At 44.5% G+C, this 21,722-nt stretch carries 21 protein-coding genes; 16 read left to right on the forward strand and 5 right to left on the reverse strand.

Annotated features, from left to right (window positions below; translation table 11 throughout):
• Positions 1–3: 3 nt before the first annotated feature.
• From WCV88_02795 to eno, 13 genes are all read left to right on the forward strand, one after another.
• Complete coding sequence (locus WCV88_02795) at positions 4–993, forward strand: transketolase C-terminal domain-containing protein (protein ID MFA6475110.1); 990 nt, start codon at positions 4–6, stop codon at positions 991–993.
• Positions 990–1,760, forward strand: a complete 771-nt coding sequence (locus WCV88_02800; protein ID MFA6475111.1) for an inositol monophosphatase family protein — start codon at positions 990–992, stop codon at positions 1,758–1,760. Before WCV88_02795 ends, WCV88_02800 begins: the two co-directional genes overlap by 4 nt.
• The gene (locus WCV88_02805; protein MFA6475112.1) at positions 1,757–2,710 is read left to right on the forward strand and encodes a D-glycerate dehydrogenase; all 954 of its coding nucleotides are present in this window, start codon (positions 1,757–1,759) and stop codon (positions 2,708–2,710) included. The genes WCV88_02800 and WCV88_02805 overlap by 4 nt, the downstream gene beginning before the upstream one ends.
• Positions 2,679–3,935 (forward strand): DUF4147 domain-containing protein, encoded by a 1,257-nt coding sequence (locus tag WCV88_02810; protein MFA6475113.1) that lies wholly within the window; start codon positions 2,679–2,681, stop codon positions 3,933–3,935. Before WCV88_02805 ends, WCV88_02810 begins: the two co-directional genes overlap by 32 nt.
• 32 nt (positions 3,936–3,967) lie before the next feature.
• Positions 3,968–5,149, forward strand: a complete 1,182-nt coding sequence (locus WCV88_02815) for a pyridoxal phosphate-dependent aminotransferase (GenBank protein ID MFA6475114.1) — start codon at positions 3,968–3,970, stop codon at positions 5,147–5,149.
• 4 nt (positions 5,150–5,153) lie between these two features.
• The gene (locus WCV88_02820) at positions 5,154–5,891 is read left to right on the forward strand and encodes a thioredoxin domain-containing protein (GenBank protein MFA6475115.1); all 738 of its coding nucleotides are present in this window, start codon (positions 5,154–5,156) and stop codon (positions 5,889–5,891) included.
• 2 nt (positions 5,892–5,893) lie between these two features.
• Positions 5,894–6,661, forward strand: coding sequence for a prolipoprotein diacylglyceryl transferase family protein (locus tag WCV88_02825; protein MFA6475116.1), 768 nt, complete (start codon positions 5,894–5,896; stop codon positions 6,659–6,661).
• 430 nt (positions 6,662–7,091) lie between these two features.
• Positions 7,092–8,831, forward strand: coding sequence for a hypothetical protein (locus WCV88_02830; GenBank protein ID MFA6475117.1), 1,740 nt, complete (start codon positions 7,092–7,094; stop codon positions 8,829–8,831).
• A 246-nt stretch (positions 8,832–9,077) separates the two neighbouring features.
• Complete coding sequence (locus WCV88_02835) at positions 9,078–9,788, forward strand: hypothetical protein (protein ID MFA6475118.1); 711 nt, start codon at positions 9,078–9,080, stop codon at positions 9,786–9,788.
• 248 nt (positions 9,789–10,036) lie between these two features.
• Positions 10,037–10,714, forward strand: coding sequence for a RhuM family protein (gene rhuM / locus WCV88_02840; GenBank protein MFA6475119.1), 678 nt, complete (start codon positions 10,037–10,039; stop codon positions 10,712–10,714).
• 134 nt (positions 10,715–10,848) lie between these two features.
• Positions 10,849–13,251: an IPT/TIG domain-containing protein gene (locus WCV88_02845; GenBank protein ID MFA6475120.1), complete on the forward strand. Its 2,403-nt coding sequence runs from the start codon at positions 10,849–10,851 to the stop codon at positions 13,249–13,251.
• A gap of 97 nt (positions 13,252–13,348) precedes the next feature.
• Positions 13,349–14,449 (forward strand): phosphoglycerate kinase, encoded by a 1,101-nt coding sequence (locus tag WCV88_02850; GenBank protein ID MFA6475121.1) that lies wholly within the window; start codon positions 13,349–13,351, stop codon positions 14,447–14,449.
• The gene (gene eno / locus WCV88_02855; GenBank protein ID MFA6475122.1) at positions 14,437–15,693 is read left to right on the forward strand and encodes a phosphopyruvate hydratase; all 1,257 of its coding nucleotides are present in this window, start codon (positions 14,437–14,439) and stop codon (positions 15,691–15,693) included. Before WCV88_02850 ends, eno begins: the two co-directional genes overlap by 13 nt.
• Here the strand turns inward: eno and WCV88_02860 are convergent.
• The 3 genes from WCV88_02860 to trmB all read right to left on the reverse strand — a co-directional run bounded on the left by WCV88_02860 (position 15,668) and on the right by trmB (position 17,016).
• Positions 15,668–16,054 (reverse strand): hypothetical protein, encoded by a 387-nt coding sequence (locus tag WCV88_02860; GenBank protein MFA6475123.1) that lies wholly within the window; start codon positions 16,052–16,054, stop codon positions 15,668–15,670. The genes eno and WCV88_02860 overlap by 26 nt on opposite strands.
• A gap of 16 nt (positions 16,055–16,070) precedes the next feature.
• Positions 16,071–16,232: a hypothetical protein gene (locus tag WCV88_02865; GenBank protein MFA6475124.1), complete on the reverse strand. Its 162-nt coding sequence runs from the start codon at positions 16,230–16,232 to the stop codon at positions 16,071–16,073.
• Between the two features lie 124 nt (positions 16,233–16,356).
• Positions 16,357–17,016, reverse strand: a complete 660-nt coding sequence (trmB, locus tag WCV88_02870) for a tRNA (guanosine(46)-N7)-methyltransferase TrmB (protein MFA6475125.1) — start codon at positions 17,014–17,016, stop codon at positions 16,357–16,359.
• Positions 17,017–17,030: 14 nt separating this feature from the next.
• On the opposite strand from trmB, the gene rlmN reads away from it, so the two are divergent.
• The 3 genes from rlmN to WCV88_02885 are packed head-to-tail and all read left to right on the forward strand — an operon-like array spanning position 17,031 to position 20,319.
• The gene (gene rlmN / locus WCV88_02875) at positions 17,031–18,050 is read left to right on the forward strand and encodes a 23S rRNA (adenine(2503)-C(2))-methyltransferase RlmN (protein MFA6475126.1); all 1,020 of its coding nucleotides are present in this window, start codon (positions 17,031–17,033) and stop codon (positions 18,048–18,050) included.
• A complete protein-coding gene (locus WCV88_02880) occupies positions 18,047–19,147 on the forward strand; it encodes a hypothetical protein (GenBank protein MFA6475127.1) in 1,101 nt (366 codons plus the stop codon). The genes rlmN and WCV88_02880 overlap by 4 nt, the downstream gene beginning before the upstream one ends.
• Positions 19,114–20,319 (forward strand): replication-associated recombination protein A, encoded by a 1,206-nt coding sequence (locus tag WCV88_02885; protein ID MFA6475128.1) that lies wholly within the window; start codon positions 19,114–19,116, stop codon positions 20,317–20,319. The genes WCV88_02880 and WCV88_02885 overlap by 34 nt, the downstream gene beginning before the upstream one ends.
• On the opposite strand, the gene rsmG is transcribed toward WCV88_02885, so the two are convergent.
• Positions 20,297–20,842 carry a 16S rRNA (guanine(527)-N(7))-methyltransferase RsmG gene (rsmG, locus tag WCV88_02890; protein MFA6475129.1) on the reverse strand — a complete coding sequence of 182 codons (546 nt, stop codon included), beginning with the start codon at positions 20,840–20,842 and terminating at the stop codon, positions 20,297–20,299. The genes WCV88_02885 and rsmG overlap by 23 nt on opposite strands.
• Positions 20,796–21,650 carry a phosphatase PAP2 family protein gene (locus WCV88_02895; protein MFA6475130.1) on the reverse strand — a complete coding sequence of 285 codons (855 nt, stop codon included), beginning with the start codon at positions 21,648–21,650 and terminating at the stop codon, positions 20,796–20,798. The genes rsmG and WCV88_02895 overlap by 47 nt, the downstream gene beginning before the upstream one ends.
• Positions 21,651–21,722: the final 72 nt, after the last annotated feature.

Genomic DNA, 21,722 nt, shown 5'->3' on the forward strand with positions numbered 1-21,722 from the left:
TTTATGCCAATTGTATCTTCAGCTCATTTAGTAGAAAACATTTTTGATCCTAAAGCTATTAAATATACCGGGACGCGGGATGGTTACGGTTCGGCGTTAGTAGAGTTAGGTAAACAAGATGATCGGGTAGTGGTATTGTGTGCTGATTTAAGTGAATCCACTCGCTCACATTTATTTCAACAAGCTTACCCAGAGCGTTATGTGCAAATCGGTGTGGCTGAACAGAATTTGATAACAGTGGGCGCGGGTTTAGCGGCTGTTGGTAAAGTGCCGTACATGGCGTCTTATGCCGCGTTTTCACCGGGCCGCTGTTGGGAACAAATTCGTACCACCTTTGGTTATAATAATTTACATGGCATTGTAGCTGGAGCACATGCTGGTGTGTCTGTTGGGCCAGATGGGGCTACTCATCAAGCGGTTGAGGATATTGCCACGATGCGTACCATTGCGCGCGCCACTGTGTTAGTACCCAGCGATAGTATTAGAGCTCATCAAGCGACCATGGCTACTATTACTGAACCGCATTTATGGTATATCCGTTTCGGACGTGATAAATACCCAATTTTTACTACTAATCAAACCCCTTTTACGGTGGGTAAAGCCGAAGTGTTTTATACCGGTGATGATGTGACCGTGATAGCCTGTGGACCGTTAGTATATGAAGCGTTGTTAGCAGCTAAAGAATTAGAAGCTCAAGGGATTGGCGTAGAAGTGATCGATGCTACTACAGTGAAACCACTGGATGTTGAAACAATTGTAAAATCTGTTAGAAAAACTCGGGCTGTTGTCACCGCCGAAGAGGCTAGTGTGATTGGTGGGCTAGGCGGCGCTGTGGCGGAAACATTAGCCAAACATTATCCCGCGCCGATTGAGTTTATTGGTATGCAAGATCGTTACGGTGAATCCGGTACGGCCGACGAATTAATGACCATCTGTCACATGAAACAAGCCGATATCGTGGCCGCTATTCACACTGTGCTGAAACGTAAATGACGCAGCTTGATCGTTTTATAAAACAAATAATATTTCAAGCCGGTAAAAGTGTTCGGAAAAATTATGGTGTCATCACAACCGGCACGGCCAAAACTTCACAACATGACATTGTCACTGAGGCGGATTATGCATCAGAAAGAATTTTGATTTCAGCGATTCGAAAAAAATTTCCCTATCATAATATTCTCAGTGAAGAGAGTGGTGAGTTACGGGGTAAAAGTCAGTACACTTGGATTATTGATCCAATTGATGGCACCAGTAATTTTGCACGCCAAATACCTTTGTTTGGTATTATTGTGGCTTTAGTAAAAAATAATACCGTGACACACGGCGCGATTTACGACCCAATTCACGATGAGTACTATTATGCTAAACGAAAACACGGAAGTTACTGTAATGGTCGAAAAATTCATGTCAGCCAAGTAACCAGATTAGAAGATATGGTAGTAACCATTAGTAATGTGCGCCTGCGGAGTTCGTTGGAACAATTTGCCCATTGGCGTTCGTTGCTCGCTTTACATACCACCTATTACAAATCATTTGGCTCGGCGGCACAAACTTTCATGGCTTTAGCGTCAGGTAAAATTGACGCTTATATGATCGGTGGAGCTTACCCATGGGATATAGCCGCCGGTGGGTTGTTGGTGCAAGAAGCTGGTGGTATTATTACTCAACTAGATGGACGCACCTGGGATTGGCGTGACAATAATCAACATATTTTAGCTACCAATAAATCATTACATAAACAACTAGTCAATATTTTATGAAAATATTTATCACCCGCCCGATTCCCGGTAGTGCTCTCAACATCATCAATACATTGGGGACAGTAAAATTAAGAAACAAAGATAGTGTGATTTCACGTCGTGAGCTTGAAGCCGGCGTGAAAGATTGTGATATTCTCGTACCTATCCTCACCGATAAAATTGATGATGCCTTATTATCTCAAGCACCCCGTTTAAAATTGATCGCCAATTATGGCGCTGGGTATAATAATATTGATATCGTGGCAGCTAAGAAACATGGTGTGGCTGTGACTAATACACCCGGTGTCCTCACAGAAACAACCGCCGAACTGACAGTGGCCTTAATGTTGGCAGTGTCTCGCCGCTTGGTAGAAACTGATGGCATTATGCGGGCAGGTAAGTATCCGGGTTGGGGACCAATGATGTATTTAGGACACGGCATTTCTGGTAAGACATTAGGTGTGATTGGCATGGGTCGAGTTGGTACCCGTGTGGCTGAAATTGCGCATCACGGTTTTGGTATGCATGTGTTGTATTACACCAAACGAAAAGAGCGGGAAGTAGAATTATCATTGGGGGCAAAAAAAGTTAGTTTAAATACACTCTTAAAAAAATCCGACGTGGTGTCTTTACATGTCCCGTTATTGCCCAATACGCAACATTTGATCGGTAAAAAACAGTTAGCCCTAATGAAATCATCAGCGTATTTAATAAACACGTCACGTGGTCCCGTAGTAGATGAAGTGGCTTTAGTACAAGCCTTAAAATCGAAACAGATCGCTGGTGCTGGTTTGGATGTTTATGAAAAAGAACCAGCTATGGTACCCGGTTTAGCCAAATTATCTAACGCTGTTTTATTACCGCATATCGGTTCGGCCACCATTGATACCCGCACTGCTATGGCCATGGTAGTAGCAAAAAATATTAAGGCGTTTGTCCGTGGAAAAAAATTACCCAATCAAGTTGCTTAAACAGTTAGCTCAAGCAACTTTACGAGCTTTGCAGCCTGAGCAAATGGTTAAGGTTAATTTACCAAAATTAGGTGTTTATAAACATATTTATGTCATTGGTGCCGGTAAGGCCACTTTTGGCATGGCGGTACAAATTAATAAAATGCTCGGCAAAAAGATTACCGCCGGTTATATAAATGTACCAGGCAATAGCCAACAGGCAATAGGGAAAATTATTGTACAGACGGGGTCACATCCGTTTCCAGATCAAAATACAGTACAAGCTAGTAACAATATATTGAAATTAGTACGATCTGCTGGAAAAAATGATTTAGTAATTGGCTTGTGGAGTGGGGGAGGGTCGAGTTTGTTTACTATTCCGCGGGCAGGTATCACTTTGCCACAACAAGTTGAACTCACTAAAAAATTAATGAGAGCCGGGGCGGATATTATTGAGTTGAACACTGTGCGTAAACATATTTCACAGGTTAAAGGTGGGCAATTAGCCGCAGTGTGTTCTGCAGCGATGTTGAATTTGATTATTTCTGACGTGATTGGTGACCCGCTAGATGTTATCGCCTCAGGCCCTACCGTGGCGGATGCATCTACCACTAAACAAGCCAGGCAAATTCTAAAAAAATATCATATCTATAATAAACCGTTAGAAAAAATTATCTTATTAGAAACTCCTAAAAAGATAAATTCAAAAAAAGTAAAGAATATCCTAATCGGTTCAAATAAAATTGCTTTAAATTATTTAGTTAAACTAGCCAAACAGAAACAGATCACACCGGTTATTATAACCGATCGTTTATCTGGAGAAGCTAGAATTGTAGCTAAGAGATTGTGTCGTTATGCTAAAAAGATTCAAGCTATTAAACAGTTACCGGTTTTATTATTAGCCGGTGGTGAAACTACAGTGACGGTAAAAGGCAACGGTTATGGTGGGCGTAATCAAGAATTAGTATTGGCGGCTTTACCGCATTTGGCACCCGGTATCAGCCTATTATCATTGGCCACCGACGGGGTTGATGGTTTTACACCTAAACCGGTCGCTGCCGCCTTTGGGACGTTTATTGGTGGTAAAGACGCGATTAATCGCGTCTTTACCACCAATAAATTTTTGGATAATCACGATTCCTATACAATCTTAAACAAATTGCACCAATTATTGTTTACCGGACCAACTGGTACCAATGTGGGGGATATCGTGCTGTTGTTGGTTGAAAAACCCCCAGTCCTGTGATACCATAGACACATAATAAATTATTTACATATATGAATTTTGCCAATCGAATTTCACGTTTAGGTACAGAACAGGCGTTTCACGTTTTAGCTCGCGCTAAAGACGCTGAGCGTCAAGGCAGGGATATGATCCACATGGAAATTGGTGATACCGATTTTCCCACACCCCAACCAATTGTTGAGGCAGCCATTCAGGCGTTGCGCGATAATAAAACGAAATATCTACCGTCAGCTGGTTTAATGGAGTTGCGGGAGGTGCTGGCCGAACAAATGTCAGCCTCGCGTAATATTTCCGCCAAACCGGAAGAGATGGTGGTTACACCTGGTGGTAAACCGATGATTTTTTATACCCTGTTAGCCATGGTAAATGAAGGCGACGAAGTAATTTATCCCAACCCAGGTTTTCCCACCTATGAGTCAGTGATCAATTTTATTGGAGCTAAACCAGTGGCGTTAGAAATGAAAGGGGAGAACGGTTTCAATTTTGATGTGGAAGAATTACGCAGAGTTGCCAATAAAAATACTAAATTGATTATTGTTAACTCACCGCAAAACCCCACTGGTGGCATTTTAACGCATGAATCACTCCAAGCCATTGTCGATGTAGCCAAACAATATGATGCCATGATTTTTGCCGATGAAGTTTATTCAGAATTAGTCTTTGAAGGTAAATTTGAAAGTATTCTCAGTATTCCCGGTGCCCGTGAGCGTACCATTGTGTTGGATGCTTACACTAAAACTTTTTCCATGAGTGGCTGGCGCTGCGGTTATGGTTTATGCCCAAATAAGGCCACCGCTGATGTGATTGCTAATTTGATAAACAATACCGTATCTTGTTCAGCCAACTTTGTGCAATGGGCCGGTATTGCTGCCTGGAAAGATCCTAGTATGCCAGAAGCGGTAGCCAAAATGCGCGAGGAATTAAAGAAACGCCGTGATGTGCTCTACGCTGGTTTAGAAAACCTTGATGGTGTGTCGTGCCATTTACCACAAGGCGCCATTTATTTATTCCCGGATATTACCGGTACCGGGCGTAGTAGCCAAGATGTGTATAACTTTATGTTTGATGAAGCCAATATTGCTGTGTTACCCGGCACATCCTTTGGCCGGTTTGGTGAGGGATACATTAGATTATCGTTTGCCAACAATGCCGTACCCAGAATTGAACAAGCCATTGCTCGCTTAGAAAAGGTCTGGCCAAAACTCATCGGCTAAATATATGCCCGAAGAGCATTTTTTTACCGCCCACACTAGTGCCCGTTTAACCTTTATTGTTGGCATTGTGATTGGTATGGTGATAATGACGGCTACCGGGTTTGGTTTTTTTGCCTATGTGTTTTCGGGTGGTGAAATAACAAGTTATGCTATTGCGCCGTTAGATACGGAGAGTCAAATTCTCACCGAACCAATCACTCAAGTAATTGAACAAACCTCGACAGACATTTCTGGTGCTGACAACCAAATTTTTGGTGCCAAAGAAAATTACACTATCACGCTGGTACAATATGTTGATTATGAATGTCGCTTCTGTAAAAAGTTTTTTCCGGATGTCGTGGCTTTAACCAATGACCATAGTGATTCAGTCCGGTTAATAATAAAACAGTATCCACTGGTACAAATTCATCCTCGAGCCAAAGCGGCTAGTAGTGCAGCCACCTGTGCCGCTGCCCAAAATAAACTACTTGAGTACAGTACCGCCCTGTATGAACACCAAGCTGATTTATCCAGTGATGTTTTATTATCTTTAGCTAAAGACCAACAGTTAGATGAAAGTCAATTTAAAACTTGTCTCACTAGTAGTGCTACACTAAAACAATTAGAATCCGATGCTCAGGAGGCAAAAATTTTGGGTATTAAAACCCAACCGAATTTATTGATTATTAATAATAATGGCGATAAACAATTAATTGATGGTTACGTCAATAAAGATTATTTAGTGGGTGTGTTAGGCTTGTAAATATGTTACCGAATTTACATTGGGCAACGATTACGCTTGGACCAATCGTGATTCAAGTGTGGGGTTTGTTTGTGGCACTTGGTATTATCGTAGCGGTATTGGTCGTTAAACAGTTTGCTAAACAGCGGCAATTAAATGACACCGCCGTAGTGGACGCCAGTTTTTGGATAATGGTGGCGGCCATGTTGATGGGTCGAGTGTGGTTTGTGTTTGATGAATGGTCTTTATTTAGCGGACATGTGTTAGATGCTTTAAAAATTTGGGAAGGAGGGATGTCAATCAGCGGTGGTTTCTTTGGGGCTTTAGTAGCCGGAGTGATTTATTTTAAATATAAAAAATTACCGTTTCTACCTTATGCGGAAGTAATGGTGTACGCTTTACCGTTAGGTATTGCCATCGGCCGGTTGGGTTGTTTCTTTATTTTTGACCATCCCGGAACGGTGACAAATTTCTTCTTAGGTGAGGTTTATTTTGTGGATGGCCTCGTGCGCCATAATCATGGGTTATATCTAGTGATAGATGGAGCAGTGTTATTTAGTTTATTTACTTATCTACGGTACAAAACCAAAGCCTTACCACCATATTTTGTGACGATATTTTTACTGTGGGAAGGTTTGGTGCGAATTATTTTAGACAATTGGCGCATCGCCGATAACCACTGGTACGGCTTTACCGCCGCCCAATGGTGGGGAGTTGTGATGGTATTAGGTGGTTTAACTGTGTTTGGCACGAGGCAGATTATAAGGAAGAAATACACACACGTCCTGTAGAGACGCGATTAATCGCGTCTCTACAGGACAGGGCATTGTAATTCCGCCGGTTTTTGTTGGGTTTGACAAAACTCAAAAAATGTGATAATGTGTTCTGTTTTTGAGGCGCTTTTTTGTGCCTTAAAAACAAGCTATTTGTCACGGTTTTTCGAGTCCTTTGACAATTTATCAATGTAAAGAATTAAAAAAACCATATATTTCTGTTTGGTTTGAAATATACGGTGCAGGTAGATCGAAATGAATAACCGAACCATCCCACCCCCTGTCCTGGTAGAGACGCGATTAATCGCGTCTCTACCAGGACAGGGGGTACCGGGACGTCGGTTATTAATCTCGGTCTATCTGTGAGCCTTATCCAGGGGACGGTTGGGGCAATGATGCTCTGATCACACTGGGTGGGGTTTGGTCACAAAAACCGAAAGGAGAGGCCATGACCGGCTTCTTTTCTGATCTGAATGACGTCATGGAAAACCTCCTGTCCGGGCTGTCGGCCCGGCTGGTGGCTATCCTCGGGTTTTTGCTCGCCGTGCTCGGGGGTGGGGGCGCGTTCGCGTTCCTCGGTCCCGAAAACGAGTGGGTGACCCCCCTGTTCGGGGCGGGGGCGACGTTGGTCGTCCTCTCCCTGTTTGTGCGGGGGAGGCACGGGAATATCGGGGTGGAAGCCCCGGTTCCTGTGCAGGTTGTTCTCTGGGGACTGGCGATGTTTTTGTTGTGCCACGTCCCTATTGATAGGTCGGTCTGGATCTACCCCTGGATGCAGGGGGCGACCGTCCTGATCGTGGCACTCGGACTCGCCACGATCTTCATCCTCTCACCCGGGAGGGCGTTCCCGTCAGGGTCGTTCTTCTGGGGAGTGCTCTGTGCCTGGGGCGCAAGCCTCTTGCACTGGGGGCTCGTGGGGATGAAATGGGCGGCGACCGAGATCGCCCCGCAGGGTCCCATCGCCCAGGCCTCAGTGGCCGTGGCGTGGGTACTCGGCACCGTCTGCCTGATTGTGGCAACGGTGGCGTGGGCGATCATCCAGACCCACCGGTGGTCCAAGCGGGACCAGGTGTTCTTCCGCTTGGACAGGCCGGGAAAGTTCAAGGCCGTGCGCACGGGGCCCACGGTCTACACCTTCGTCGGGGATCTCACGGGTGTCCCCCCGGCGAAGGAGTCGGTACCAAGCGACGTTCTCTCCCAAGGGCCACAGGCGGTCTGGGAGTGGATGTGTGCGTGGCGGCCGACCCCCGCATTGGTGGCACACGGAGCCCACCATGCGGATCCAACCATCCTGGACAATCCCAGGATGGATCCACGCCCGTTCCTCAACGACGCCCAGTGGATTCTCCCTGGTGCGTTCTTTGGGGGAGTTCCGGGGTTCGCCATCCCGGAACTGATGGTGGCAGAGATCTTCAATCGGAACCATGGCAACGGCGGCAACGGACACGCTGCCGGCGGTCATGGTGATCACAAGCAGCCCGACGCCCCGCGCCCCGGGGAGTACGGGACCTTGCAGGTCATTCCGGATGTGGACATGATCGTTGGGTTCGTGCCCACGAGCATGGCCGGTCCGGAAATCCGGCTGAAGATCGGCGTGTCCCTGCGGGCCGTCGGTCTGCCTTATCTTTTCCACGTGGACTCGCTGGATCACCAGCTTGAACACGCGGCGGAGATTCTCGGGCAGGCCCTCGCCGGTTCGGTGGGGACGTGGCTGTATGGCTTGACGGGGCACCTCTACGAGTTCGCTCGTCGTGGTGCTCCGCGTCGTCCTCGTACCCCGCTCGCCCCGGGGGATGAGCCCATCTCGGACATCCCGGCCGAGGTGGGGAATCACTTGGACCACTTCGTGCACCACATGCACGAAGTTGGTATCCACGTTATTGAGTTGCGGCTCAAGGACGTGGATCTGCCGGACAACATCCGGCAGGTGAGTGATGAGAGGCTCACGGTCTTCATCCAGCAGACCGTGGCCAAGGCTAAGGCCGACATTCTCCGCCAGACTCGAATGGCGGAAATGGAAGCCTTCCTTGACACCGCCAAACTCTCTGACGAAAAGGTCAGAGGTGACGTGGTCAAGGAGCTGGCGAAGTTTTACTTCATTCAGGGGACGGATATGGCCGCCCTGCTTGGAGTAGCTTCCGCTGTCGGGTTCGCGCCCGGTATCGGTGGTGGCAAGAAGTCCACCTAGCCAGCCCGAGCCATTAGCGTGTGGCTCGTAAAAGATATCACGCCAGTTTCTCGTCGGTTTGAGCCATAGTCATTACTGTGGTTCGCCGACATTCGTGTTTCAACAAACAACAATTCAAACAACAAATTGTAGAGACGTCCCGCCGGGACGTCTCTACAGGGAGATTTCATGAGTCTCACTACGGCTCTTGCGATTCTGGTTCCGTTCTTGATGACTATTATCGGGGTCGCGATCGTGCGCTCAATTATGTACAGTGGAACTGACGACCCCGCCGCCCACGCCGGTGGGAAGGAGGAGGCTCATCACGAGCCCTTCCTCCCCAACTGGCTCACCCTGGGGTACCACCCCAAGGTGTGGGTCGCGGCCGCCGCGCTCGTGGCGGTCGTCTGGCTCGGGCCGTGGGTGTGGGAGTGGGGATACGGGACCCCACTCGCCGACCCAGAGGTGGTCGAGCGACTCCAGTGGCCAGGCACCGTCCTGGCAATCCTGGTGGTGTTGATCATCAACGCCGCCAGGAAAAAGTACCCGGATGCCCACTCCCACGGGCCGGAGGACGCGGATGTCCTCTTCATGCTCGTGGTCACCGCCGTCATGGTGCTGATGGCGACCGGGGGCATCGGGTTCCTCCACCTGTTGGGGAACAACTGGGTGAAGGTCGGGGATACCTGTTGGCGGCTGTATCACTGCCCCGCCAGCTGGATCCTGATCTTCCTCTTTCCCCACATGGGTGAGAGGTCGTTTGGGAAGGGAACCGGGCCGGCCACCGTGTCGACGGTGATCGTGGTCGGCCTGTGGGCGTTCTTCGTCGGACCGTACGTGTCCGACGGATGGAACGCAGTGTGGTTCGACCACATGGTGCTGCACGCCATGGGGTTGAATCACGCGTGGGAAATGCCAGACTGGTTCCTCTGGCTTTTCCCGGTTGACGATCACCTGCCACCGGAGTGGCGCTGGTGATCAAAGAGTAGTAAGGCTCGATTTGGATAGGTGTGGTAGGCTTGACGCGTTGTCGTCGCCGCCACCCATACATCCATCTCGAGCCTTTTTTCGTATACAAAATAACTGTACCAACACAGGTAGAGACGCGATTAATCGCGTCTCTACCTGTGTTGGTACAGTTCAATTTGACAACAACAAAAAAATACCTTATTATCACCAGCATAAAGCGTTGCCAAAGTGATTGGGGACGCTTTTATTATCAGATTATGAAAAACAACAAGCAGATTATTAAACAAAACACCTTTTCGAAGTTTTTATTATACACTACGCCAAATGGCAAAGTTAAGGTGGAGATATTTTTGCATGATGAGAATATCTGGCTGACACAAATGAAGATAGCCAAGTTATTCGGAGTAGAAAGAAGTGTTATTACTAAGCATCTACAAAATATATTTAAGGAGGGTGAGCTTAATAAAGTAGCAACCTGTGCAAAAATTGCACAGGTTCAAAATGAAGGCAAAAGACAAGTAACAAGGGATGTTGAGTTTTATAATTTAGATGCGATTATATCTGTTGGATACAGAGTAAACAGTGTCATGGCCACTAATTTTAGAATTTGGGCGACTGAACGTCTCAAAGAATATATCATCAAGGGTTTTACCATGGACGATGAACGATTAAAAAACCCAAATACTATTTTTGGTCAAGATTATTTTGAAGAACAACTGGCTCGCATCAGAGATATTAGAAGTAGTGAAAGACGATTTAATGAAAGGAATATTTTAGAAGACAATGGAAAAATTAGTCATGAAGTAGCAGTAGTTTCTGCAGAAAGCGAATACGAAAAATATCGTAAAAAACAAGACAAAAATTATATATCTGATTTTGATCGAGCAGCGAAGAAACTTATGAACAATAAATTTAATAACAAAAATAACAGGTAAGAACACCCGGTAGAGACGTTGTATGCAACGTCTCTACTTGATTTCAGGGTTTAATTTCAGCGTTTTCATCTCCTTCATCTTTTCAGCGATCCATTTGACCTACCTGGTATTATAAAATATGTTATACTCCCTGCATGTTTAAATTCTTCATTCTTACTTCATTATTCTTAATTCTTTATTCTTTTCCTCTCCCCACCCAGGCGGCTTTCGGTGATACCACCACTTATGCTGGTAAACTAATCTCCGGTGATGGCAGTTTCCGTACGGACGCTTATTTTGATTTTCCGGAAGATATCCTTAGTGATGGCGCCGGCAATTTTTATATCGCCGATACTTTTAATGGAGTTGTTAGAAAAATTGATTCATCCGGTATTGTCAGTACGGTAGTTGGCGCTGGTGGTTATGGTGATACCGTGGGCAGTGCCAGTCAAACAAAATTTGGTCATCCAGCGGCCATCGCTCGCGATACCTCAGGAAATTTGTATATCGCTGATGCCGGCAACGGCAAGATTAAGAAATTTTCGAATGGCACTACCACAACCATTGCCAGTGATTTGAATCGGCCGGAAGGGTTGATGGTGCGGGGGACTAAATTGTATGTTACCGACTATGCCGCTGATAAATTTATCAGCATGAACCTAGATGGTTCCAGTCAACGTACCATCACGAGTAGTTTAAATGGGCCAAAAAAATTCTATGTTAGAACGAGTGGTGATTACGCTTATATCGCTAATAGTTTGGATTATACTTTGGTGCGAGTAGAGTTATCTTCTGGTAGCCAAACAATCATAGCCGGGCAAAAAGGCAGTTCAGGAAAAAATAATAGCACCTGTTTGTCATCCGGTTTTGAAAACTTATGGGGGTTAACAGTGGTGGAGGGTGATAGCCTCAGTGCGGATGATATTTATGTAACTGACGGTACGGGTGATCCGGGTAATACCTATGATCGCGATTTGCCGATTCAAAATACCGGTGATGCTGGTAAAATTCGTCTGGTTGATCAAAATGATTCAACCGGGTCAACGGGAACTTGTACCATTTATTTAGAGTTTAAAGATTCTTTTGAATTTGCTTTTAACTATCCCACCAGTTTAACACGCTACGGTGACTATTTATTTATTGCCGCCACCGGTACCAGTGAAATTGTGCGCTTATCGTTGAGTAATTTTACTGACGTGGTACATTTTGCCGGTAAAGATCGGTTTCATAACAAAAATGGTACCAACGGTTTACCGGGTCGGCCAAAAGATATTATTATCACCAAAGATAAAACCAAATTGTATTATACGGAAAACAATAAGGTAAAATATATCACCACGGCCGATAAAGCCATTCGTCCCTTAGTGGGTAGCACCATTGATAATTATCCACCCAACGATGATACGGCTTTCGTTGGTGAAAACGGTCGTTTGTCTGACGCCTTATCTTTAGCGGTTTCTCCAGATGGAACAAAACTTTATGTGATTGATCGCAATAATAATCGGTTGCGTGAGGTAAATATTGCCGATAAAAGTGTGTCATATTTAACCGGTGCCGGTGATGTTAATGCCACCGGTAGTGATAATAATGGTTACCAAGAAGGGGTAGCGTGCCCGAATGAATTTGATGTGGGGAAGAAATTTTGTGCCTATTTTTCTCGACCGGGCGGCATAGTAATAGATAGTAATGGTAAATACGCTTATGTGGCCGATACCGGTAATCAAGTCATTCGACGGGTGACATTATATGGTAGAAATAAAGGCCACACCAAATTAGTGGCCGGTAAAGCCCAAACCTATGGTTATAAAGATGGTACCGGTAGTAGCGCTTTATTTAATGTGCCGATTAGTTTAACCATCGATAACGGTGATAATTATCTCTATGTGGCTGATAGAAACAATGATGCCATTCGTAAAATTCGTCTAAGCGATGGGCAAGTTACGACCCTAACCGGTAGTCCAACTCGACCGGGATATCTGGATGGCAAATTTGCTGAGGCGTATTTAAACTTACCAGTGGAGGTGTATTATAATCGTGGACACATCTTTTTTTCCGAAGCCGGCACGCACATGATACGCGTGGCTGATCTAGCGGATGGGGTTACTAAACTGGTAGCGGGTGACGGTAACCGTGGCTATATAAATGGTGATCGGGTGCATGCCCAATTTGATAATCCGGTTGGTTTAGTGCGCAAGGGGAATAATTTATTAGTGGCCGATAGTATGAATGATTTGATTCGGAAAATTGATTTAGGTGACGGCATAGATCTTCCGTACACGTTACCGGCTCCGGCCGTTGCCAGTGTAGCACCATCATCAAATAGTGCAGCCACCAGTAGTGGTGAAACTAAAGCCTTGCGGATCACTGGTATTAATTTTAGACATGGCGCCACGGCGTATTTTGGTGATTACAAAGCCAATGCTACTTATGTAAACTCGGCTACAGAAATTAGTGTGGTCATACCATTTGGCAAAATGCCCCGCGGCTCTTATAATGTCACCATCGAAAATTCCGACGGCCAACGCGGCACAAAAGATGGAGCGTATACAATTAATTAATTAGACCTCTCCCCCCGTCCCCCTCTCCTTCAGAAGGAGAGGGGGTGCCCTGAGCGAGCCCGGCGAGTTGAAGGGTGGGGGCGAGGTCTCAACCATTATGAATACACTAAACAACCTAGATCTCCAAAACAAAATCGTCTTACTGCGGGTGGATTACAACGTACCAGTCGATGAGACGGGTAAAGTGGCCGACACGGCGCGCATTACAGAAACCATTCCGACGGTAAATTATTTACGTGAGCATGGTGCCAAAATTGTACTCATGGCTCATTTTGGTCGGCCGAAAGGGCAGGTGGTAGAAACTATGCGCTTCACTCCGATTGTGGAAACAATCAGCCAAGTGTTAGGCGTACAAGTGCTGTATACACCAGAGTTGATTAGTCCAATCGTCAAATCGGCCATTACGGCTATGTCAGCTGGTGAAGTGATGCTCTTAGAAAATATTCGCTTTTATCCAGGAGAGGAAACCAATGATCCGGTGTTTGCTAAACAATTGGCTAGTTTAGGCGAAGTGTATGTGAACGATGCTTTCGGTGCCGCTCATCGCGCGCATGCCTCCACGGCTGGTGTGGCTCAATATCTACCTCATGCCGCCGGTTTATTGATGCAACGTGAGGTGGAAGAATTATCCAAAGTTTTAAATACACCAGAGCATCCAGTGATTGCCATTATTGGTGGCGCCAAGATTTCTACCAAGTTAGCTTTAATTAAAAACCTTTTACCCAAAGTTGATAAACTATTATTAGGTGGGGCACTGGCTAACACTATGATGTTAGCCCAAGGTTATGATGTTAAAAAATCATTAGTTGAACCAGATTTAATAAATACAGTTAAAAGTTTAATCTCTGACAAGATCATGTTACCCAGTGATGTGGTGTGGGATAAACAAGACCGTATTTTGGATATCGGACCGAACACAGTGCAGGCTTACACTCAAGCCCTGTCGGGTGCTAAAACCATTATCTGGAATGGCCCGATGGGTATGTTTGAGCAACCCGAGTTTGCCGCTGGCACTTTAGGTATGGCCAAAGCGGTAGTAGCCAGTGGTGCCTATTCTGTATTAGGTGGCGGTGAAACCGTCAGTGCTGTCCACCAAGCCGGCTTAGCCGATAAAGTCTCCTTTATTTCTACCGGCGGAGGTGCTATGTTAGAGTTCTTAGAAGGTAAACAACTACCAGGAATTATATGTCTAAACTAATTATCAAATCGATTCAGGCTCGTGAAGTACTAGATTCACGGGGTAATCCAACTGTAGCAGCGCGAGTCACACTAAGAAATGGTTATTCCGCTGAGGCGATGGTGCCATCCGGTGCGTCGACTGGTGTACATGAAGCGGTCGAATTACGCGATGGTAATAAAAAACGGTACGGTGGTAATGGTGTGTTAAAAGCCGTAAAAAATGTTAATACGATTATTGCTAAGAAATTAGTGGGACAAGATGTTTTGCAACATCGGGCGTTAGATGAGATGATGTTAAAGTTAGATGGTACTAAAAATAAAAAAAAGTTGGGAGCCAATGCCATATTAGCCGTGTCACTAGCCGCGGCACGAGTAGGTGCCGATGCTACTGGTACACCCTTTTATAAACATATTCGTAAACTTTATCGTTTGCCACTTAAGGGTTGGTCATTACCTCACCCAATGATGAACATTTTAAATGGTGGTAAGCATTCAGATAACGGTTTGGAGTTTCAAGAATTCATGATTGTGCCCCAAGCCAAGCTATTTTCGGAAAGAATTCGGCAAGGTTCAGAAGTGTTTCATGCCCTAAAAAAGTATTTACATGAACAGAAATTATCAACCAGTGTGGGTGATGAAGGTGGTTTTGCCCCATACTTAAAAAGTAACGAATCTGCCTTACAAGCCATTGCGGCGGCGACTAAATTAGCCGGTTACACTTTTGGTAAGGATATTAAAATCGCCCTTGATCCTGCCTCGTCAGAATTTTATGATTCTAAAGGTACTTACACCGTTGATAAAAAATCACTCAGTCCTGCTGCACTCATGCAACTTTACCAAACCTGGGTAAACCAATATCATATTATTTCCATAGAGGATGGTTTAGCGGAAGATGATTGGTCGAACTGGCAAGACTTAACTAAAAAATTAGGTAAAACTATTTTGTTAGTGGGGGATGATTTATTCGTCACTAATGTGGAGAGATTACAACTGGGTATCGAGCGTCAAGTTGGTAATGCCATTTTAATTAAAGTAAACCAAATTGGCAGTTTATCCGAAACCATTGATACGATTCGCTTGGCGCAAACTCATGGTTACACTGTAGTGGTATCGCATCGCTCCGGTGAAACCGAAGATACCACCATTGCCGATTTAGCCGTCGCGGTAAATGCTGAGTATATCAAAACCGGTTCGTTATCACGGAGTGATCGTGTCGCTAAATATAATCGTCTCTTGGCTATTGCCGAGCAGGAGCAGGCTTAATTCCATCCACTGATACAGTTGGTTTTGGCTCCGGTGGTTTAGGTGTAACCAGGGCAGGGTCTTTTAAATATTCTTGTTGTTTATGCAGTTCTTTTAATAAACCCTGTTGATCTAATTCAGCTTGTTGTTCAATATTTGTATGAACAGCCTGGGCAGCTTTAGTAACTTCACCGGTTTGATCCGATCGACCAATTGCATCTAATAATGGTTTAGCTGGTTCATCAATTTCTTGCTTAATGGCGGCTCCACTGGCATTCCAAACTTTCACTAAGAATTCTTGAGTGTCTTTAACTGGATCAATTTTTGGTTCACTTCTACCTTTTTCTAGTTGATGACCTGGTTTTTCCAATGCTTGTCCCATAATATATTATTTATGTTTATGATTGATCAATTTGTTTCTGAATGGCGGCTAATTTTTCTTGTTCTAGTTTAGTAATCATGTCGTGCAGTTGTTTTTTTTGTTCACTGCCTAATTGTTGGATTAGGGCATGATATTTTTTATAAGCCTCGAGGGCTTGTTGTTTTATATCCGAGATCATAGCCGGAAAGATACGATATTTTTTAGGTTTTGTCAACCAATAGTCTTGAACCTCAGAACACCATCCCGCCTTCGAAGACTCAGGCACCCTTCCTATTGTAGGAAGGGTTAAATAAAGAAACAGATTATTTCTTACTCCCTCCTAGAATAGGACCTGCCACGCCGGCAAGGCGGGGGGTTGGGGAGGTGTACTCTGGCCAGTGCCAGGTAACGTAATGGATAGCAGCACCCAGCGCGCGGTGTTTTTTCTCATACCGCGTTATGATATCCAAATCCGGCCCGGTGTAGCCATCAATTACGCCGCCTGATGCTACAATACTGTCTTGTGAATAATTAAATAATTGATCAGAATCAGTTTTAAGATGACAGCGACCACCCGGGACTAGCAGTTGTTTATAAAATTCTAAAAAACGAGGATTAGTCAAACGTTTTCTGGTGCCACCTTTTTTAGGGTGCGGATCAGGAAAGGTTAACCAAATTTCAGTAATAGTTTGTGGAGCAAAATATTGTGGTAAGTGATCCACAAAGCCGCGTAACCACCAGACATTGTTTAAATGCAAAGTTTCACTGGCGGTCGCACCACGCCATAAGCGTTCCCCTTGAATATCCATACCCACATAATGGTTAACCGGATAACGCTGAGCCAGGGCTAGAGTATACTCACCGTAACCACAGCCTAATTCAACAATTAAAGGAGTTGGCCAGGTCGGCATCTGATCTGGTTTCTCAAAAACATGAGGAAAATTAGATAATTCAGCGAATTTAGCTAGCTTTTTTCGCGACATTTCATTAGTATAGCATGATGGAGACAGTCTTAAATCAAATCAGTCAGTATTTAGTTGATCAGGCACAACCGCGCTACCGCATTGATCAAGTGCGTTTGGCTTGGTTTACGCAACCGGATTGGGAACATGTCACTACTTTATCAAAAACTTTACGTGAAGAATTGGCTCATACTTTTCCCTGGTCATCATTAACAACCATAAAAGTATTTTCTTCAGATCAAGATGATACTAAAAAAGCGATCATTACTTTACACGATGGGCAAAAAATTGAATCGGTGTATATGCAGAACTCTCGTGGTACGCGCACCGTGTGTGTATCTTCACAAGTGGGTTGTGGCATGGGTTGTACGTTTTGTGCCACCGGTACGATGGGGTTAAAACGCAACTTAACCACCGATGAAATTATTGACCAAGTACGTTATTGGAAATTCAACTTCACTGAACCAATTACCAATGTCGTGTTTATGGGTATGGGTGAACCATTGGCTAATATCACGGCTGTGCAAGAAGCGATCAATATCTTGCTGCAAGATTTTTGCATTGGTAAAACCAGAATTGTAATTTCTACCGTAGCTTTTCCTGGTTCGTTAAAACAATTATTAGCTGACCCAGATTTTCCTGATGTGCGTTTGGCTGTATCTTTGCACGCTGGCACGGATGCGACGCGCGCTAAAATTGTGCCCAGTCATAAACACCAAACTATTAAACAAATCAAAACTGGGATTGAGGAATACTTAGCCGCCAAACATAATCGTCGTCATCATGTCACACTGGAATATGTCATGCTGTTAAATGTAAATGATATGCCGAGTGAAGCCAAAGCCCTAGTAAAAATGTTTGTGCCTTTAAAACATCAAATAAAAGTGAATCTGATTCCTTGGAACCAAACTACTGCCTCACTCCAACGTTCCTCCCAAGAACATCTCGAGCAATTCCAACACATCCTGCAATCTTCCGACATTTCTACGACCATCCGGTATTCCCGTGGGTTAGATATTGCCGCCGCCTGTGGCCAATTAGTGACACAAATATGACAGAAAAATTTGAAAGACAGATTGATACCAATCATGAGCAGTTATTAGCGCATGCCAAAGACTTAGTGTGGCAACTAGCTGAGCGTCAGCGTTTGCTCCGGGCAGCCCCTGATACCTGGCAAGCTCGCTTTGAACGCGCGCGACAGTGGATATTAAAAGAAAAAAGTCAGCCGGATAAATTACTGCAAGCCCAACAGTTACTCGAACAGTTAACCGATCAATTAGAACATTTCAGTGCAGAGCGCATCACTGCCGAATTAACTGGGCGTATTACCGAAGTTGTTAGTGAAGCAGATCAAATGTTAAGCCGATTACCCCAAGTTGAACTAAAACAACCGCTGGAAACATTTACCATTGAGACAGCCGGGTTAGCAAAATCCAGACGTGATCCGGAATGGAATAAATACTTATTGGGCAAATTTGGCCAGGATGTAATTCGAGCCGATCGAGTACATGGCAGTTTAACGCTAGCTGACGGTGTGTCTACGCCGAGGAATAATTCTTTCGAAGCCGCGCGACTGGTGAGCTTAACCGCTGAGCAAGTTTTAGCCTCGCTGCCAGATACATTAACTACGGCGCAAGCTGTAGCAGAGTACGTGACAGCGCAGGTGTCGAGCGCTATAGCAACTTGTTTGAACACGATGGAAGGTCAAGGATCTACTACTGTATTGGCCACGCGGTATTTGCCTAAGTTGGATAGTTTAGTAACAATTGATATTGGTGATGGTCAGCAGGTGATAGTGGCAGACGATCAAGTGTATAATTTGCGGCCACCCGTTATAGGCCGGGAGCAACCAGATATTGTAGTAAAGACTGACTGGACTAGAGGGATTTTTCGTCGGACAGCACATGGCCAGCAACATGAAGTGATGGTTACCTCATTAGCAGACATTAGACAACAACACCCGGGCGCACCATTGTATTTGGTACAGTCCAGTGATGGCATAAAAAACAATATTGGTAAAAACTTACACGAGTTACCGCCGACAGTTTTATCAGGCGATTTATCTAGCAACCTTAAAAAATGGGGAAAAAATAGAGACGATATTACTATTGGTAGATTATGGATACCCTCTTTACCCACAACACAAAGTTAAACCAACCCTTAGCCGAACGGTTGCGGCCACAGACTCTGGCTAATTTTTTAGGTCAGCCAAAATTAGTCGGGCCGAATGGCATGATTCGACGCATGATCGAACAAGATCATTTGGTGTCCTTAATCTTTTGGGGTCCATCGGGCACCGGTAAAACGACTTTAGCGCACATTATTGCCGAAGCATCCAAAGCTAAGTTTATTTCGTTATCGGCGGTCACGTCTGGGGTGAAAGATTTACGTGACGTGATTGCTCAAGCCAAGACGGATCAATTATTGCATGCTCAAAAAACCATTTTGTTTGTAGATGAAATTCATCGTTGGAACAAAAGCCAACAAGATGCTTTGTTGCCACACATTGAGCAGGGGACAGTAACCTTGATTGGTGCCACCACGGAGAATCCATCATTTGAATTAAATTCGGCGTTGTTATCGCGGTGTCAGGTGGTGGTGTTTGAAAAATTAAACAACGTTGATTTAATAAAAATGGTACAACATGCCGTTGTAGAGACATGCCATGGCATGTCTCTACAACCGGACATTATTAAATTGATCGTGAATATTTCCGACGGTGATGGACGGGTGGCGTTGAATACTATTGAATTATTACAACAATCATTTCCGGATGTGGCTAAAATTACAACCCTAGATGTAAAAGGGATTCTCGAAAAAATTGCCCTGCGCTACGATAAAACCGGCGAGGAACATTACAATATTATTTCGGCTCTCCATAAAACCATGCGGGCTAATGATGTGAATGCCGCGTTGTATTGGTGTGGGCGCATGGTGTTTGCCGGGGAAGATCCGCTATACATTATGCGGCGCGTGGTAGAGTTTGCCTCGGAGGATATTGGTAATGCCGACCCCCAGGCTTTAGTGGTGTGTCAGTCTGCCTACCAAACAGTGCATGCGTTGGGTATACCGGAAGGGCAGTATGCCATTTTTCAAGCCGTGGCCTATTGTGCCCAGGCGAAAAAATCCCGGGCTGTTTACCAAGCCGCTAAAATGATTGAAACAGATATTAAAGATACACCTAATTCCCCGGTGCCCATGCATTTACGTAATGCCCCAACCGCTTTAATGAAACAATTTGGTTATGGTCAAGCCTCTGGTGAAGCAAATTTGCCGACACATTTGCAGGGTAAAAAATATTTTAAGACTGAACCGACACAATAACTGTATTATCATACCCGGGACAGGGGATAACGGTGTGTTTTAAATGGGTTGGAATTGGATCAGATGTGCCTTTCATGGCTTCTAATGTACCAGCTGGTTTTAATAAAGGTTGAGCATAGCGCCAAAGAGTGGCTAATGGTGCCACGGCTCGGGCGGTGACATGATCGTATTTATGCTTAAATTCACTGGGCATGCTTTCTACCCGACCATGATACACAGTGACATTTTTTAAATTAAGTTTTTCAACACACAGCTGTAAAAAATCAGTTTTCTTTTTAATACTGTCAGTCAGTGTTACCTGAATGGTTGAATCTAACAAAGCAATTATCATGCCAGGAAAACCACCCCCACTACCAATATCTAGAATGTTATCGCCAGATTGAACCCGTTTTAAATCTATGAATAATTTACTCGGCAACACATGATGGGCGTAAAGATTATTAATATCTTTACGGGATATTAAATTAATGTGTTGATTAGCGGTGGTGACGAGTTGGCAGTAGTGCGCGATCGTAGATAGCATATAACCAATAAGTAATAATAATTGCTAAACCAGCCAAAGGAATGCCGACCATTAAATCTGTCCAATAATGAAATTTGGTATAAGTGGCTTCCAAGAAAATGAACACCGTTAATGGAATATACACAATACTCAGTGGCCTAATATAATGATAAATGAAAAAAGAAAAAATTAAAATGTTAGCAATATGTAAACTGGGCATAGCCGCTAAACCATTGATTAAATAATCGGGAGAATAAACCTGGCCATGACTCGAGACATAGGCATAATATTGTTGATACATCGCACTCAAGACAGCGCGCATATGAGGTGAAGCCGGTGTGTCGTATAAAAATGGTCCAACCGCCGGAAACAACACATAACCCAGGCTACCAAGTAATAAAACAATGATGGTAGAGCAAAACATTAAGTGAAAGCCGCGTTTACTTTTTAAACTTAAAACTAAAAATGTACCCAAGAAGCAAAACTCAAATAATGTGGCATACCAGGGGGCAGTGTCAAACACCTTATCAACTAACGGGTGCCAAGATTCTAAAATACTACTAATTGGTGTCATCCATAAATCAACTTGATGAAACCAAGCATCATATAAAATATTCTGCCAAATACTAACATTGATTTTTAGATTAAAATGAATCACCAAGGTCAGATAAAACACTAACCACACACGCAAACTGAAGATAAAACTTTTATGAAGTGATGTCGTACGGTAGTACCACAGATAGTAAACTATAGCGAAAACGAATGAAGCAAACACAAAGCGTTCAAAAAAAATAAACTTTAAACCATCATCCCACCACCGTAGCGGCAAAGGGGATAGGGCAAAAACAATAGCCACCACCGTAAAGGTGATGGCTACGACCCACTCTTCTGGATATAAGTG

The organism is Patescibacteria group bacterium (genome assembly GCA_041665365.1).
GTDB lineage: Bacteria > Patescibacteriota > Patescibacteriia > UBA9570 > UBA9570 > UBA9570.

Coding starts and splice junctions, on each gene's coding strand:
- WCV88_02795 (MFA6475110.1), top strand. CDS start 4: ATGCCAATTGTATCTTCAGCTCATTTAGTAGAAAACATTTTTGATCCT.
- WCV88_02800 (MFA6475111.1), top strand. CDS start 990: ATGACGCAGCTTGATCGTTTTATAAAACAAATAATATTTCAAGCCGGT.
- WCV88_02805 (MFA6475112.1), top strand. CDS start 1,757: ATGAAAATATTTATCACCCGCCCGATTCCCGGTAGTGCTCTCAACATC.
- WCV88_02815 (MFA6475114.1), top strand. CDS start 3,968: ATGAATTTTGCCAATCGAATTTCACGTTTAGGTACAGAACAGGCGTTT.
- WCV88_02820 (MFA6475115.1), top strand. CDS start 5,154: ATGCCCGAAGAGCATTTTTTTACCGCCCACACTAGTGCCCGTTTAACC.
- WCV88_02825 (MFA6475116.1), top strand. CDS start 5,894: ATGTTACCGAATTTACATTGGGCAACGATTACGCTTGGACCAATCGTG.
- WCV88_02830 (MFA6475117.1), top strand. CDS start 7,092: ATGACCGGCTTCTTTTCTGATCTGAATGACGTCATGGAAAACCTCCTG.
- WCV88_02835 (MFA6475118.1), top strand. CDS start 9,078: ATGTACAGTGGAACTGACGACCCCGCCGCCCACGCCGGTGGGAAGGAG.
- rhuM (MFA6475119.1), top strand. CDS start 10,037: ATGAAAAACAACAAGCAGATTATTAAACAAAACACCTTTTCGAAGTTT.
- WCV88_02845 (MFA6475120.1), top strand. CDS start 10,849: ATGTTTAAATTCTTCATTCTTACTTCATTATTCTTAATTCTTTATTCT.
- WCV88_02850 (MFA6475121.1), top strand. CDS start 13,349: ATGAATACACTAAACAACCTAGATCTCCAAAACAAAATCGTCTTACTG.
- eno (MFA6475122.1), top strand. CDS start 14,437: ATGTCTAAACTAATTATCAAATCGATTCAGGCTCGTGAAGTACTAGAT.
- WCV88_02860 (MFA6475123.1), bottom strand. CDS start 16,054: ATGGGACAAGCATTGGAAAAACCAGGTCATCAACTAGAAAAAGGTAGA.
- WCV88_02865 (MFA6475124.1), bottom strand. CDS start 16,232: ATGATCTCGGATATAAAACAACAAGCCCTCGAGGCTTATAAAAAATAT.
- trmB (MFA6475125.1), bottom strand. CDS start 17,016: ATGTCGCGAAAAAAGCTAGCTAAATTCGCTGAATTATCTAATTTTCCT.
- rlmN (MFA6475126.1), top strand. CDS start 17,031: ATGATGGAGACAGTCTTAAATCAAATCAGTCAGTATTTAGTTGATCAG.
- WCV88_02880 (MFA6475127.1), top strand. CDS start 18,047: ATGACAGAAAAATTTGAAAGACAGATTGATACCAATCATGAGCAGTTA.
- WCV88_02885 (MFA6475128.1), top strand. CDS start 19,114: ATGGATACCCTCTTTACCCACAACACAAAGTTAAACCAACCCTTAGCC.
- rsmG (MFA6475129.1), bottom strand. CDS start 20,842: ATGCTATCTACGATCGCGCACTACTGCCAACTCGTCACCACCGCTAAT.